Annotated in this window: 5 protein-coding genes; all 5 read right to left on the bottom strand. The window is 60.5% G+C overall.

The genetic code is table 11. The annotated features are described in order from the left end of the window. A partial coding sequence (gene clbJ, locus BHU62_RS09440) for a colibactin non-ribosomal peptide synthetase ClbJ (RefSeq protein WP_073531683.1) occupies positions 1–5045 on the bottom strand: 5045 nt, incomplete at its 3' end. Positions 5046–5088: 43 nt separating this feature from the next. Further along, positions 5089–8121 carry a colibactin polyketide synthase ClbI gene (gene clbI, locus BHU62_RS09435; protein ID WP_073531675.1) on the bottom strand — a complete coding sequence of 1011 codons (3033 nt, stop codon included), beginning with the start codon at positions 8119–8121 and terminating at the stop codon, positions 5089–5091. Positions 8122–8169: 48 nt separating this feature from the next. Then, the gene (gene clbH, locus BHU62_RS09430) at positions 8170–12966 is read right to left on the bottom strand and encodes a colibactin non-ribosomal peptide synthetase ClbH (protein WP_073531674.1); all 4797 of its coding nucleotides are present in this window, start codon (positions 12964–12966) and stop codon (positions 8170–8172) included. A gap of 47 nt (positions 12967–13013) precedes the next feature. After that, complete coding sequence (gene clbG, locus BHU62_RS09425; protein ID WP_073531673.1) at positions 13014–14282, bottom strand: colibactin biosynthesis acyltransferase ClbG; 1269 nt, start codon at positions 14280–14282, stop codon at positions 13014–13016. Then, the gene (gene clbF, locus BHU62_RS09420; RefSeq protein WP_073531672.1) at positions 14279–15409 is read right to left on the bottom strand and encodes a colibactin biosynthesis dehydrogenase ClbF; all 1131 of its coding nucleotides are present in this window, start codon (positions 15407–15409) and stop codon (positions 14279–14281) included. Before clbF ends, clbG begins: the two co-directional genes overlap by 4 nt. Positions 15410–15412: the final 3 nt, after the last annotated feature.

The raw sequence follows: 15412 nt of genomic DNA, 5'->3' as shown, positions 1-15412 counted from the left end.
GCCGCCACTGACGGTAGCGGCGCGGCGGGCGCGTCCAGCATCCCGTCGTCGATGGCCAGCGCGGGCAGCGACGGCGCCAACGCGGCAAGGCCCGGCTGCGTCACCTGCACCCGCACCTCGCCCGCCGTCAGCAGTAACTGACGACGCTGTGGCGGCAGTGCCGGGTCCACCGGCAGATAGACGGCACCCAGTCGCAAGATGCCGTGCACGGCGGCGATCTGCTGCCAGCCTTTTTCCATCACCACCGCCACGCGATCGCCGTGCCGTACGCCCAGCGCGAACAGGGCGCCGGCCACATTATCCGCCGCCGTCGACAGTTGGCAGTAGGTCAGTTCGCGGGCAGGGCTGATGAGCGCGGTCGCCTGTGGCGTCAGTGCCGCCTGACGCAAGAGCCCGTGATGTAACAGCGCCGTCGGCGCGGGGGCCTGCGTGACCGGTGCGCAAACGGCGGGCAGCGCCAGCGAACTGTTCGGCACCCGCCAACCTTGCGGCGCAGTAACCAGCGCCTGTAGCGCATGGCAATAGGCGCCAAACATCTGATCCAGCAACGAGGCATCAAACAGTTGTGCGACCGCATCCCAGTTGAAATGCAACTCCCCGGCCTGCTCCATCACCTGATGATCGAGCCACACCTGCGGCGTTTGGGTAATATTGGCATCCGGACACAGGGTAAAGCGGGTTGTGTCCTGCGCGGCCTGCGCAGGCGTCTCCTCGTGGGTATCCACCATACTGGTGAACACTACCGGCATCGGCGCGGGAAAACGGCCGCTGCGGATCAGCGCCTCGCTGGTGCGGATCCCACTGAAACGACGGTGTTCGAGATCTTCCCACAGTTGCGCCTGAATACGCTGGGCGTTATGGGCATAAGCCTGCTGACTGTCGTAACAGACATTCAGCAGGCTGACAGCGGTAAAATCACCAATGACCGCCTCAGCGTTGGGGTAGCCCAGTGGGCGATTGAACAACGTCAGATTGAGCGTAAATGTCGGGCTAAGGCTCCAACGCGCCAATACCTGGCTAAAGACCGTCAGCAACAGCGCCGTCTTGGTGATGCGCGCGCGCTGAGCCAGCGCGCTCAACGCGCTCCAATCGTGGGCCGACAACCGATGATGACGGCGCACGAACCTGATCGCCGGCAACTGTGCCAGATCGCCCTGTACGGGCAGTGCTGGAGGGCCATACAGCTGCGGCAGCACCTGTTGCCAATAGGCCCGATCGCGCACATAGGCCTCACCCGCCTGCTCTGCCAACAGCGCCTGCACGTAATCACGGAAAGAGAACGGCAGCAGCGGCAGCGACGCATGGGGGGCGCGGTACAGCGTCATCAACTCCTGCTGTAGCGTACGCATACTCAGGGCATCGGCGATCAGCAGATCGAGACTGAAATGCAAGCGACCCTGCCGCGCCGTGCAAGCCGAGTAGCTGAAATCAAACAGCGGCCAATGCTCCGCAGGATGCACGTGGTGCGATAGTCGATCGCGGATCGCCATCAAGGCATCATGCCGCGCGCCAAGGGGCAAGGCACGCAGATCGCGCTGTTCGAGCTGATACGTCGGCACCTGTGCCAGAATCTGCTGAGTACCGTCGGGGAGTACCCGCGCACGCAGCATTTCATGGCGGGCGATCAGCGCATTCACCGCATGGGTAAAGCGCGCAACGTCAAAGTGCTCGACGTCAAACTCATGGTAGACATGGGTCGCGACCGAGGTGGCGCCCGCCTGTCGTCCAAGCCAGTAAGCGCGCTGAACATCCGTCAACGGGAAGGGTTGATGACGATGCTCGGGATCGTGCGCCATCACCCAGCCATCCTGAGGCGCGGCTGCGTCTGTCGTAGATTGCTGTACGATACGCGCACTCAACGCCCGCAGCGTGGAGTAATGGAAAATGTCCTTAAGGGTCAAGGCACAGTGAAAGGTACGGTTGACCTCGGCCACCAGCGCCACCGCCAGCAAGGAGTGCCCCCCTAAACGGAAGAAATCGCACTCAGGACCTGCGTTTGTTATCGGTAAATAGCGCATCCACAGCGCCAACAACGCCTGTTCCGCGTCGCTCAGCGCTGGCGGCGGCGCGAGGGGCTCATCGGCCACGAAATCTGCCGCCAACCGCTTACGATCGATTTTGCCATTGGCGGTGTTCGGGAAGGCGGTCACCCTCTGCCACAGCGTCGGCACCATGTAATCTGGCAGTTGCTGCCGGAGCTCGTTTTTCAGTTGTTCGAACAGCGAGAGGGGCGCGCTGGTGACGATAAACGCCGCCAGTGCTTTGTGTAACGGTGCGCTTTCAATGCAGGCCACCACCGCACCGTCCACGTGCGGGTGCCGCGCCAGCGTCCGTTCGATCTCGCCTAACTCAATACGATAACCGCGCAGTTTGATCTGGCTATCTTTGCGCCCCACAAAACACAGCTGCCCCTGCACATCGCACCTGACCAGATCGCCGGTGCGGAACATCCTGCCGCCGGGATACCCCGGTTCTGACAAGAAGCGCTGTGCGCTCAGCTCAGGCTGCCCATCATAGCCGTGTGCCACCCCATCCCCGGCGATATAAAGCTCGCCGTCAACGCCTCGCGGCACCGGATGGCCCTCATCGTCCAGAATGTACACACGGGTATTGGCGATGGGCGCGCCGAGGGTGATGTGTTCGGCTTGGGTGATCTGCGCTTTCAGCGACCAAATGGTGGTTTCGGTGGGGCCGTAGAGGTTCCACAGCGAGCCACAACCGCGCAGCAGTTCTTCCGCCACCTTCGTCGGCAGCGCTTCACCGCCCGCCAGCACACACAGTTGCGGGTCGCCACGCCACCCCGCCGTCAGCAGCCCTTGCCAGAATGAGGGCGTCGCCTGCATCAACGTTGGTTGATAGTCGGCAATCAACGAAATCATACGGAAGCTGTCCGCCGCGCGTTCAGCCTCCGTCAGATAGAGGCTCGCGCCGGAGATCAGCGGCAACAGATACTCCAGGAACGAAATATCAAACGTGGGCGTCGTCACTGAGAGCAGCCGATCGTTCGGGCCTACAGCAAAGGTACGTTGCATATCCAACAGCAGGTTCAGCAATCCGCGGTGAACAACACGCACGCCTTTAGGTTCGCCGGTGCTACCGGAGGTAAACAACAGATAGGCCTGCGTATCCGGCAACAGAGCGCAAGGTGCGGGAAGCAGGGCCACGTTCGGCGTGTCCTGCATCGACTCCGGCAACGACAGCTGTGCCGTTTCCCCCCATTCTCCCGGTTGACGTACCACCAGACAGGCCAGACGAGCGCATTGCATGAGGCGTTGCAAACGCGCCGGGGGCTGACGGAGATCGAACGGCACGTAGCACGCCCCCACGTACCACGTCGCCAACAGGGTTGCAATGACATCACTGTGGCGCGGCAACAGTACGCCGACACGATCGCCCGGTTGTATGCCCTGCGCCTGAAAACGCGCCGCGATGGCCTGCACGCGCGCCCAGAGTGCGGCGTACGTCAGTGTTCCATTGTGCTGCTGTATAGCCAGTTGCGTTGGGTGTTGCACGCAGCGCTGTTCGATGATGCGCAGCACATCCTGTGGCGCGGGCCACAGGACGTCAGTGGCATTGAGCGGGTCGCTTTGGGGCGTTGCGGCCTCCGGTGCCTGCAGAGGGATCGCCGCGATCGGCACCTCCAGTGAGGAGGTCAGCGCCAAACAATGCTGGCGCAGCGCCTCGGCAATCTGCTGAACCACGTCGGCATCGTAGAGCCCCAGATCGAACTCAAAGGCGACGTCGAACGTGGCATCGTTTTGGAACACCTCGACCGTCATGTCGTACTTGACGGCCTGATTGTGATACGTCACCTGCTCCCAGTGCGCGCCGGCCAAGGGAAAAGCGCGTGGGGTCACGTGGTTATGGTAGATATACAGGATCTGGAACAACGGCGAATGGGAAAGACTGCGCGGGAGATCCAACGCATTCACCAAGCTTTCAAACGGCAGTTGCTGGCGTCCCAACGTTTCTTTCACGCTGGCCTTCACGCGCTGGAGCGCGTCGCGCCCCACTTCAACCCCGCTAAAATCGGTGCAGATGACCGCGGTGCTGGCATAGTAGCCGATGCTGTTCTGCAACTCCGGGCGAATGCGCCCCGATACCGGCGTGCCCATCACCAGCCGTTGTTGCTGGGCGTAACGCATCAGCACCAGTTGGAAGGCGGTCAGCATCAGCACGAACGGCGTCGTTTCTTGCGCGCTGGCGACCCGTTTCAACGCGCGGCTTAATGCTGCATCCAGGGTGATGCTGAACCGGGCGCCATGCGCAGAGGGTTGCGCCGGGCGCGGATGCAGCGACGGAAAGGTCGACAGGAGAGGCGCATCCTGCAAACGCGCGCGCCAGTGGGCAAGTTCGGTCGCCAGCAGGGTGTCCTGGAACCATTCGCGCTGCCAGCAGGCATAATCGGCATATTGCAGCGGCAACGGCGGCAACGACGTCTCATCACCGGCGTGCAATCGTGCATACTGCTGCTGTAACTCATCAAACAATAGCCGCAGCGAGATACCGTCGATGACGATATGGTGCACGCAAAACACCAGATGATCATCCTGTCCGGGCTGAACGATCTGTGTCACCCCCCACAGCGGGCCATGCGCCAGATCGAACCGAGTGTTTGTCACCCGCTGGATCGCCGCGTCTCGCGCTGAATCCGGAGCCTGCGCTGCTAGCGTGACCGTATCGAAGATCAGCGCAGGTGCATCATCGATCACCTGGCAAGGCCGATCGTTGCGCACCACTATACGGGTGCGCAGGATGGCGTGGCGCGCCTGCACACGGCGCAATGCCTGCGTGAGCCTCGGTATATCCACCACGCCGTGCAAACGATACACCACATACAGGTTGTAGTTGATGGCGGCGTTGTCGTATTGCTGCAAAAACCATAACCGTTCCTGATTAAACGACAGCGGGATCGCCTGCGCCGGATCCGCCTTGATGATGGGAATACGGTTGGGCGACACGCCGGATTGCGCCAACTGTCGTAGTAACTTCTCCTTTTTTTCCGCCGGGAGCGTTCGCGCTAACGCGGCATGCTGTATCGTCATGACCGTCCTTTCCTTATCGCTGCGTTGAACATCATTGCCGACGTCACTCGTTAACCATGTCGTTAACCAGCGCGGCAAGCGTGGACTCCCCATCGTCCTGCTGCTCTCGCTCGACCAACTGCGCTAAAGCGCGCACGCTGGCATCCTCCATCAGGTCGATAAAGGAAAGCGTGACGGCGAACCGTTCCTGCACCTGCGCCAGCAACATGCCCAGCATCAGCGAGTGCCCGCCGGCTTCGAAAAAGTTGTCGTCAATGCCCAAGCCGTCAATCCCCAGCAATGCTTCACAGATCGCCACCAAGCCGCGCTGCGTCTCGCTCTCTGGCGCCGCGTAAGGCACCGCAAACGCTGGACGCGGCTGACGGTGCACCGGCTGTTCAGCAGAGGCGATATCCCCCGCGTCCGCCACCGGCGTTACGGTGAGCCCCTGCTCTTCCGGGCTGTCGACCCAGTAACGGGTTTTGTCGAAGGCGTAGGTCGGTAACGAGACACGGCGCGGTTGGTCGCCTGCAAACGCAGACCAGTCTATGTTGTGGCCTCGCACCCAGAGCGAAGCCACGGTATCTAAGATATGTTTGTGCTCCTCGCTGTTGTGGGCGCCTGCCGGCAGCGCGCTGAACGCGAGGCAATCGCCCAATTCATGACCGTTGGCCAGCCGGGTCAGGGTGGCCCCCGGCCCAATCTCCAGAAAGTCGACATCAAACGTCGCCTGCGCCAGCCTCAGTGCCGCAGAGAACTGCACCGGCATCAACATCTGTTCCGTCCAGTAGTCCGGCGTAGTGAGGGTGTCAGCGCTGACAAGTTCGCCGGTTGCAGTAGAGATGATGGCGAGCGTCGGCGGGTTCAGACGCACATTCTTAAATGCCTGACGTAGCGCCTGCGCCGCGTCTTGCATCATGCTGGAATGGAAGGCGTGGGAGGTGTGCAACCGTTTGTTGATGATGTTCTGCTGCGTCAGACGCTGGCTAACGGCGAGGATCGCCGCCTCAGGCCCGGCAATAACCGAATAGTTAGGGGCGTTAACCGCGGCGAGCGCCAGCGGGGCGGAAATCAGGGCGCTAATCTGCGCTTCCGGGAGCGCCACCATCAACATGGCGCCGGTTGGCGCTTGATGCATCAGTTCAGCCCGACGCGCCACCAAGCGCAACGCATCCTCCAAAGAGAACACGCCAGCCAACGTCGCCGCCACCCATTCGCCCAGCGAATGGCCGATCATCACCGTCGGCGTGATGCCCCAACTGAGCCACAATTGGGCCAAAGCATACTCGACGCTGAACAGCAGCGGTTGCGTGAGGCGGGTTTGCGCCAGGCGTTCGCCCTGGGCTAACGAGATTTCTGCGCTGAACAGTTCATGGCGGATATCCAGTCGGTATTCACGCTCCAGTAACGCCGCGCAACGGTCGAAGGCCTCTGCGTAGACAGGCCAAGCCTGATAGAGCTGATGGCCCATGCGCTGATATTGACTGCCCTGCCCGGAAAACAGCATCCCCAGCCCAGACTGCGTCTGTGCCACGCCACGGGCGAGCGGTGCTGTCGCGGTCTGCTGCAACAGTGTCCCGGCAGCGTGCAGATCGTCCGTTACGAGCGCGGCGCGGTGTGTGAAGGCTTTGCGTCCTTGGGTGAGCGTCCAGGCCATATCCCGCCGATCCGGCAGCGATTCACGTTGCAGAAAATCGGCAAAACGCGCCAGTCCCGAGGATAAGGCACTGTCGGTTTTGGCGGAGAACGGCAATATACTGTAGGCAGGTACAGGCGCTCGCGCTTGCAGGTCAACGGCGGGCGCTTGCTCCAGCACAACGTGGGCATTGGTGCCCCCCATGCCGAGCGAGGTGACGCCCGCGCGACGCATGCCGTTTTCCGGCTGCCACGGTTGACAGGTGGTATTGATGTAAAACGGGCTATTGGTCAGATCGATCTGTGCATTGGGGCGCTCAAAGTGCAACGTGGCGGGAATTTTGCCCTGCTGCACCGCCAGCGCGGTTTTTATCAAACCCGTGACGCCCGCCGCCGTATCCAGATGGCCGATGTTGGTTTTTACCGACCCCAACGCACAGTACTGCTTTTGTGGCGCGCCCGCAAAGGCACGGCTCAGCGCGGAAAACTCAACCGGATCGCCCAGACGTGTCCCGGTACCGTGGGCTTCCACGTAAGTGATATCCTGCGGCACCAACCCCGCCAACCGCTGTGCCTGAGCAATGGCGCGCGCCTGAGCGTCCACGCTCGGCGCGGTATAGCTGATCTTCTCCGAGCCGTCGTTGTTAACGGCAAACCCTTTGATGACCGCATAGATGTTATCGCCATCACGCAACGCTTCGTCGACGCGCTTCAACACCACCAGCCCTGCGCCGGTGCCGGGCACGAACCCGCTGCTGTTATCGGAAAACGCCCGACAGTGGCCATCGGCGGCGGTGATCCCACCCTCCTGCGACAAGTAGCCGGTTTTTGCCGGCGGCCCCAGCGTCACACCGCCGGCAATCGCCATGTCGCACTGCCAAGTCAACAGGCTTTGACAGGCCACACACACCGCCACCAGGGATGTCGACGAGGAGGTCTGTACTGTGATCGCCGGGCCACGCAGGTTGAGGTGATAGGCGATGGTGGTGGTGATACTGTCTTTGTCGTTGCCAATGGCCGCCTGCAAACTGCCGGAAGAGAAAACGCGTTTGAAGTGCGGCATCAAGTTCAGCATCAAGTAGGAATCCATACTTTTGCCGGCGAAAATGCCCACATCCCCCGGATAATCGGCGGCCACATAGCCCGCATCCTCGAAGGCTGCCCACGCGGTTTCCAACAGGACGCGGTGCTGAGGATCCATCAGCTCCGCCTCTCGGGGCGCGATACCGAAGAAGGCGGCATCAAATTTGTCGATGTCCGCCACCTCCCCCTTAGCCTTGACATAGTCAGGGTGCTGAACAAATTCGGGGCTGATCCCCATCTTCAGCAGCTCCTCATCGCTGTAGAAGGAGATACACTCTCGGCTCGCCAGCAGATTTTCCCAAAACGCCTGTACGGTATCGGCTTGAGGGAAACGCCCCGCCATCCCAATGATGGCCACACCAAAATCATTCTCTGCCATGTTGCTTTCCCCTGTATTCAGGTTTATCACGCGTTCCATTCAGCGGGATCAGTGATGACTGTCGGTTGTGGCAGCCCAGCGCGCCCGACCAAAGGCCGAACGCTGTTGTGCCGCACGTTGCTGCGTCTGATCTCCCGTGGTCCCTTGCGCTGCATCCGGGGCCAGCAGAAATTCCGCCAAGCGTTTGATGGTGGTGAAGCGCAACAGATCGACCAACGCCACGCGCTGGCCGCACTGCTGCCCAATGTGCTGCTGCATCTGTACCAGCAGAAGCGAGTGTCCGCCGAGATCGAAGAAATTGGTGGTGGTGCCGACACGCTCGATGCCAAGCAATTGCTGCCAGATCGCCGCCAGACGCTGTTCCAGTTCGGTCGCCGGAGGGACATACTCGCCCGGCCCTGCCACCTGTCGCAGGTCTACCTGCGGCAAACGGTGGGGATCGATTTTGCCGTTCACGCCAAGCGGCATGGCGCTCAGCGGCACGTAGAGCAACGGCAGCATATGCAACGGTAGCCGCAGGCTAAGCCACACGCGCAGTTGCTGCGCATCCAGCGCCACGCCGTTGATGCTGCAATAGAAGGCCACCAACAGCTGCGTCGCTACCGCATTGCTGCGCACATCGACCCACGCATCGGCAATATCCGGATGCTGTTTCAGCAGGCTTTCGATGTCGCCCAGCTCCACCCGGTGCCCACGGATCTGCACTTGGCGATCCTGTCTGCCGAGATAGAACAACATCCCGTCTGTTGCCCAACGGGCACGATCGCCGGTTTTCAACACCCGCACGCCGGCATGTTCCGGCAACTCAACAAAGCGCGCGGGATCCTGTTGTGAATTAAGGTAGCCGGGGGAGATACCCAGACCGGAGAAACAGAGTTCGCCGCAGGCGCCCGGCGGTACCAGGCGGTTATCCGCATCCACCACATACGCTTGGGTATTCTGGATCGGGCGGCCAATAGGCAGTGGCCCCGTTTCTTGCGCCGTACGCTGTGCGACGGGATAGTAGGTCGAGCAGATACCGCTTTCGGTCAGGCCATAACCGTTAACCACCGTCATGCTCGGCAGCAACGGCGCAATCTGCCCATACTCCAGCGCCTCACCGCCGCACAGAAACAGGCGCAGCGATCCCATCGCCTGAGCCAGAACGGAGAGGCTGGCGGAGAGCGATGGGGTCGTACTCAGGATCGTCACCCGCTGCGAGGCCAGCAGCGCAATGAGCGCATCGCTGTCCAGACTCTGCGCTTTTTGCGCCAATATCAGAGTACCGCCGGCGGCGAGCAGCGGCAGCACCTCCCCGACAAAGCTGGCGGACGCGACGGAAGTAATGGGTAGCAGAACATCCTGGTGCGTCACCTGATAGCTGGAGATAAAGGAAGCCACCAGGTTGACCAGATTACGTTGGCTGAGCCGGACGCCTTTGGGTTGCCCAGTGGTACCGGAGGTGAAGATCACCACCGCGTCACTCTCCAACGCCGCTGGCGCAACGGTAAACGGCAAGCTCTGCATTTCTGCCAACAGGCTGCGCCAACCGGGCATCGCCGCCCAGGGTATCGTCAGCCCATGAGGGGCCTCCTGCGGTTGCGCCACCAACAGCATGCGCGATGTTGCCTGAGCCAAAATCAGGGCGTTGCGGGCCTCTGGCGCATCGCCATCCAGCGGCACATAACTCGCCCCAAGAGAGAGGATCGCCAATTGCGCGATTATCAACTCGAAGCAAAACGGCAGCAGCAGCGCGACAGATTCTCCGCGTTGTATGCCCTGCGCGCTCAGCCAGGCACGCATCTGCATCGTGGCCTGTTGCAGTTCGCCATAGGTCATGGCGTTGTCACCGTGGCGCAACGCCACGTGAGTGGGGCGCTGCTGGCAGTGCGGCAGCACCAGCGCCAGCAGGTTATCCACGGGCGGCAGCGCAACTTCAGTGGCGTTGTGCCGCGCCAGCCAAGCGTGTTCCCGGGGGGTGACGCGGATCAGATCGCGGATTGACAGCGTGGGCTGACGGTTTGCTTCATCCAACAGTTCCCCCCACTGCGCCACCAAATGCCGAATACGCTCCGCGCTGTACAACCCGGCGTCATATTCGAAGGTACCGGTGATGCGCCCATCGATATGCTGCATACTCAGCGAAATATCCACCTGAGATGCACCGGTATCCAACAGTAGCGGAGTGACGTTGACGCCGTTGAGCGTCGGGATCGCCAGCGGCATATTGTCGAGTTGGAACATGCATTGATACACCGGGAAATGTCCGGCGCTACGCTCCACATTCAATGCGCGCGCGATGTCGGTGAATTCGAGACGCTGGTGCCTGAAAGCGGCGAACAGAATACCTCTGACCGTCTGCACCCACGCGGAAAACGATGCCGCCTCGTCAAGAGGCAAACGCAGCGGCAGCACGTTAACCAGCGGCGCGATCATCTGCTCCTGTTCTTGCGCCAGCCGCGCGGCAATCGGCATACCGACGATATATTCCTGCTGACGCGCATTACGATGCAACAGGAGCACAAAGGCGGCCAGCAGATAGTTATACAACGACACGCGCTGCGCACGCGCTGCTGCCACCACCTGCTCGCAGGCGCTGTCAGGCAATGCAAAGGTGACAAATGCCCCTCGGTAGCGCGCCACCGTCTGACGCGGTTGATCGGTGGGGATATCGAGAATCGGCAGCGTACCCGTCAGGGTGTCTTGCCAGTAGCGCATCGCGTCCTGATACGCGTCACTCTGGCGCCATTCCTCTTGTTGCGCCAGGTAATCGATATACTCCAGCGGCGGTTCTTGCGCCGGCGACTCGCCGTTATACGCTGCCTGCAACTCGCGTAGTAGAACGCCTTTCGACCAGCCATCGCTGATGATGTGGTGCAAATGAATCAACAGCACGCTACGCGCGTTATCAAACGTCAACAGTTCAAACCGGCACAGCGGTGTACCCGGCGTCAAGAGCATGGGTTGTGCCGCACGCTGGTTAATCAACGCCTGTAGCGCGTTATTATCGTCCACCGAAGGTAGCGGCACTATCGTCAGCAGCGCCGGCGACGAAGCGGCCTGAGGCACCGCCAATACCGGTTGCCCATTGTGGGTTTCCGCCATGGCGCGCAACAGCGTATGCCGGCTCATCAGCTGACGGATCGCGCCGTCCATCCGCGTGCGATCCAGTTCCCCTTCAAGCAGCAAGGCGGCGGGGTTATTATACAGTGCGGTGTGCGGCGCCAACTGTTGCATAAACCACATAGACGCTTGCGCCGATGACAGCGGCAGGTAGCGCACTGCGGGTGTCTCACGCAGATCGACGCAACTGGCTGAGTGCGCGCGCGCCAAGCCGAGCAACGTTTTACGACAGCACTTGCCATTGGCGGAGAGCGGTAACGCTGACAACGCCAACAGACGGTTCGGCAGCATGTAGGCCGGCAGGTTTTTGGCCAATGCATCCAGCAAGGCCTCCAAATTGAGCCGCGCGCTACTGACGACAAAGGCGTAAATTAGCTGATTGTCGGGATCGTCCTGGTCCGCCACCACTGCCGCCTGCCGCACCTCTGGCAAACGCATCGCATGGGCCTCGATTTCGCCCAACTCAACACGTAACCCTCTTATTTTAATCTGAAAATCATTGCGCCCGATGTAATAAACCTGTTGGCTTTGAACGTCGCGCCACACCAGGTCGCCGGTTTTATACAGCCGCTCCGGCTGCCCTAAATGGCACAGGGTCGGATGCACGGTAAAATAGCGATCGGTCAGCGCTGCATTGTTGAGATAACCCCGCGCCAGCCCGATACCGGCGAGATAAAGCTCTCCCTCTTCGCCGTCCGCTACCGGATTGCCTTGCTCATCCAGCACGTAGAGTCGGCAACCGTCAATCGCCTGGCCGATAGGGATGTCGTCGTAGTCGTACTCGCGCTGGCAGCGGTGATGGCTGACATCGATAGCCGCTTCTGTCGGGCCATAGAGATTAATCAGGTCGCCCTGTGCCACCGATTGATAAAAGCGTGCCACGCTGTGGACTGTGAGTTTCTCACCACTGGCGAACACCGATCGCAACGAGGCGATCAAGCGCGGATCCCGTTTTATCTCCAGATACTCGACAAACAGGTTCAACATCGAAGGGACAAAGTGTACAACCGATACGCGGTGACGCTGAATCAGCCGCACCAAAGTACGCGGATCGCTCTCCAATCCGGACGGTAACAGCACCACAGACGCGCCATACATCGCCCACCAGAACATTTCCCAGACGGAGACGTCAAAGGTGTACACCGTTTTCTGGAACAGCACGTCCCGCGACGTGATGGGATAGGCGTTCTGCATCCAGGCAATGCGGTTAAGCAGCGCGGCATGTTCCGTCGCCACCCCTTTGGGGACGCCGGTGGAACCGGAGGTGTAGATGATATACGCCAGTTGCCGCGCGTGCGGCCGGTAACGCAGATCCCTCGTCGGCATAGCACTGACCGCCGCGCTGTCGACCTCGACGCGAGGAATCGGCCAGCGATCGCCATCGTCCGTACCGATCAGACAAGCGGCTGCGCTGTTGCTCAGGATGTTTTCAATGCGGCTACGCGGCGCATTATGCGCCAACGGTAAATAGGCGCCGCCAGCCTTTACAATGGCGAAAATGGCAATCAGCATTGCCATGCCGCGCGGCAGGTGGATCGCCACCACGCTGTCCTCGCCGATCCCCTGCCCGCGCAAATAATGCGCCAGTTGGTTAGAGCGTGCGTTGAGTTCGCGATAGGTCAGCGCCGCGTCGTCCATCAACACGGCTGACTTTTCCCCATATTCACCGGCGATACGATACAGATAGTCGACTATCGTTTGGTCGTCGGTGGTCGACTGCCCCGTTGTCCCTTGCTGTTCCATAACTCTGGCCTTCAAAGCGAGATAAGTGCGTAGGATGGCGTGACGGGTTATGCCAGTCCGCCGTTGTCGGCAGCCAACCGCGCTTGGCAGGCGTCAATTTCCGCCTGACTGCTGCCTTTGAGTTGAAATCCCTGTTCAAGAAGTTCATACAGAAAAGCGATGTCCTCCTCGCTGGAGGTGCCGCGCTGTTCAATCTGCTGGATGCGCTCAAAAAACCGGCTGAGCAACGCCTTCAATTGCGCACTGGCGGCCGCATCGGCGGCGCGGTGGTGGCGTGTGGCCGTCAAGGCGTTGGTGAGCAGCGTGATGCGCTGGCGGCGCACGGCTTGCGGATCGGTCTGCGCTACCGTGCCGCCCCCCAGTTTCTGTGCCAGCCGCGCGCGATCCTGACGATCGTCAAAAGCGTAAACCTGCGCTGGATAGCGATTCTCCAACAGCAGATTTTTCAGCACGCTTTGCGGACCGATCTCTATCGCGATCGGTGCCGATTGCCCTGTCAGGTAGGTGAGAGAACGCTGCCACTGCACAGGTTGGGACAGTTGTTGTTCCAGCCATTGCGTTGGCGTGGCCGTATCGGGATAGGGTTGAGCGCTGACATTGGCGATCACTGGGCAGCACGGACGCCGCCAGTCGCAGCGTTCCAGCGCCTGGCGCAGTTGCTGCCCGTAAGGTTGCAATAGCGGGCTGTGGTAAGGAACACCGCCAATCAGCGGCACCACCTCGACCTGGCGATCATGATCCAGCAGGTATTGCTCGGCGGCGATAATGGCCGCGTTTTGCCCAGACAACATAAACTGTTGCGCCGAATTGAAACAGGCGATGCCTACCTGCTGTCGGGTTTCGCGCTCCGCCGCCTCGCACGCTGCCTTCACCAACGCCTGATTCCCCTGCTTGATTATGGTGGTACCCGCGCCCATCTCGCGGGCGATCTCACCGGCTAAACGGCTGCGCATCGCCACCAGGGCCAGCGCCTGGGAAAAGCTCAACGCGCCGCTACAGGTCAGCGCAGCATATTCGCCCAAACTGTGACCCAGCATATAACGGAGGTTGACATCGGTACCGGTTTGCGCCAAAAACTGCTGCCACGCGACGAAGTGGGCCACGCTGGTGGTATAGATAGCGAGCGCCATCGCCGTCGGCTCGGCAAGTTGCACCAAGGTACCCGACAGGCACAGCGCCGCCATGTCCCGTTCCGCAATCTGGCTGGCTTCGTCAAACAACGTGCGCACCTGCGGATAGCGCTCATACAACCGCCGTGCCATGCCCACATATTGCGAACCGGAACCGGGGAACAGCAGCGCGACATCCTGCGTCATGCTTTACTCCCCATCATGTAATTCGTCGCAATTTGGATTTCATGGATTTGCGATGTCCCTTCGATAATCTCCATGATTTTGGCGTCGCGGTAGTAACGTTCGACGGCATAGTCAGCATGGCAGCCGTTCGCGCCCAGCAGTTGCACCGCATTCCCGGTCACGTCCACCGCCGCTTTAGAGGCAACATACTTAGCCATCAGCGTTTGGTTCATCATGGCCGTGTGCAGCGTTTCGCGGTATTCCGCCGCACTGAAACACATCAGTTGCGCGCTGCGTGTTTGGGTCAACATGGTGGTAAACAGCTGCTGGACAATGCCGTGGGAAAACAACCGCCGCTTGAACTGTTTACGTTGGCGGATGTAGCGCGCCGCCACGTCCACTGCGGCCTGACATAATCCCAGGCTGCCGCAAGCGGTGGTGAATCGCCCTTCATTGAGCGCAAAATTCACCGCCAGCGGTACCCCTGAGGTGAACGAGCCGAGCAACGCGTCGGCTTTCAGACGACAATCATTAAAATGCAGCTCCGCCAGCATATTGCCGCGTAACCCCAACATATCGCTGAGCGGTGTGATGGTGAAACCGTCGGTGTCGCGATCGACAAGCACCGTCGCTAACTGATTGCCGCAACGGGTCAAAACGATAAAGAAATCCGCAATCTGCCCTAGCGTGATCCATTTCTTTTTGCCGCTCAGCCGCCAACCATCGCCGTCCTGCTGCAATTCCGTCTCCACGTTCATCAGGTCACTGCCGATATTCGGTTCAGTGAGGGCAATGGCGCCGATCAGTTCCCCCGTTGCAAGCTTTGGCAAGTAATAGGCCTTTTGTGCTGCGCTGCCCGCGCGTTGCAGCGGCGTGCTGACCATGCCAGTCACGGTAATGAGATTTTCTAACGAACCGTGTACCCCAGCCATCACTTCATGCAAGGCACACAGTTGGTAAGAATCGTAATCTCGGCCGCCATATTTTTGGGAGATTGAGGCGCCTAAATACCCGGCCTGCGCCACGCGCGAAATAATGTCGGGCACAATAAACTGCTGACGTTCAATATCCTGTGCAACCGTGGCGAGATGTTTTTCTGCGAACAGTGCGGCCTCGTGCCGGACAATCTCATAATTTTCAGTGGTCATAGA

This window comes from Serratia marcescens, assembly GCF_001902635.1.
Taxonomy (GTDB): domain Bacteria; phylum Pseudomonadota; class Gammaproteobacteria; order Enterobacterales; family Enterobacteriaceae; genus Serratia; species Serratia marcescens_F.
Note: the sequence above shows the minus strand (reverse complement) of the source record. Positions and strands in the feature narration are given on the sequence as shown.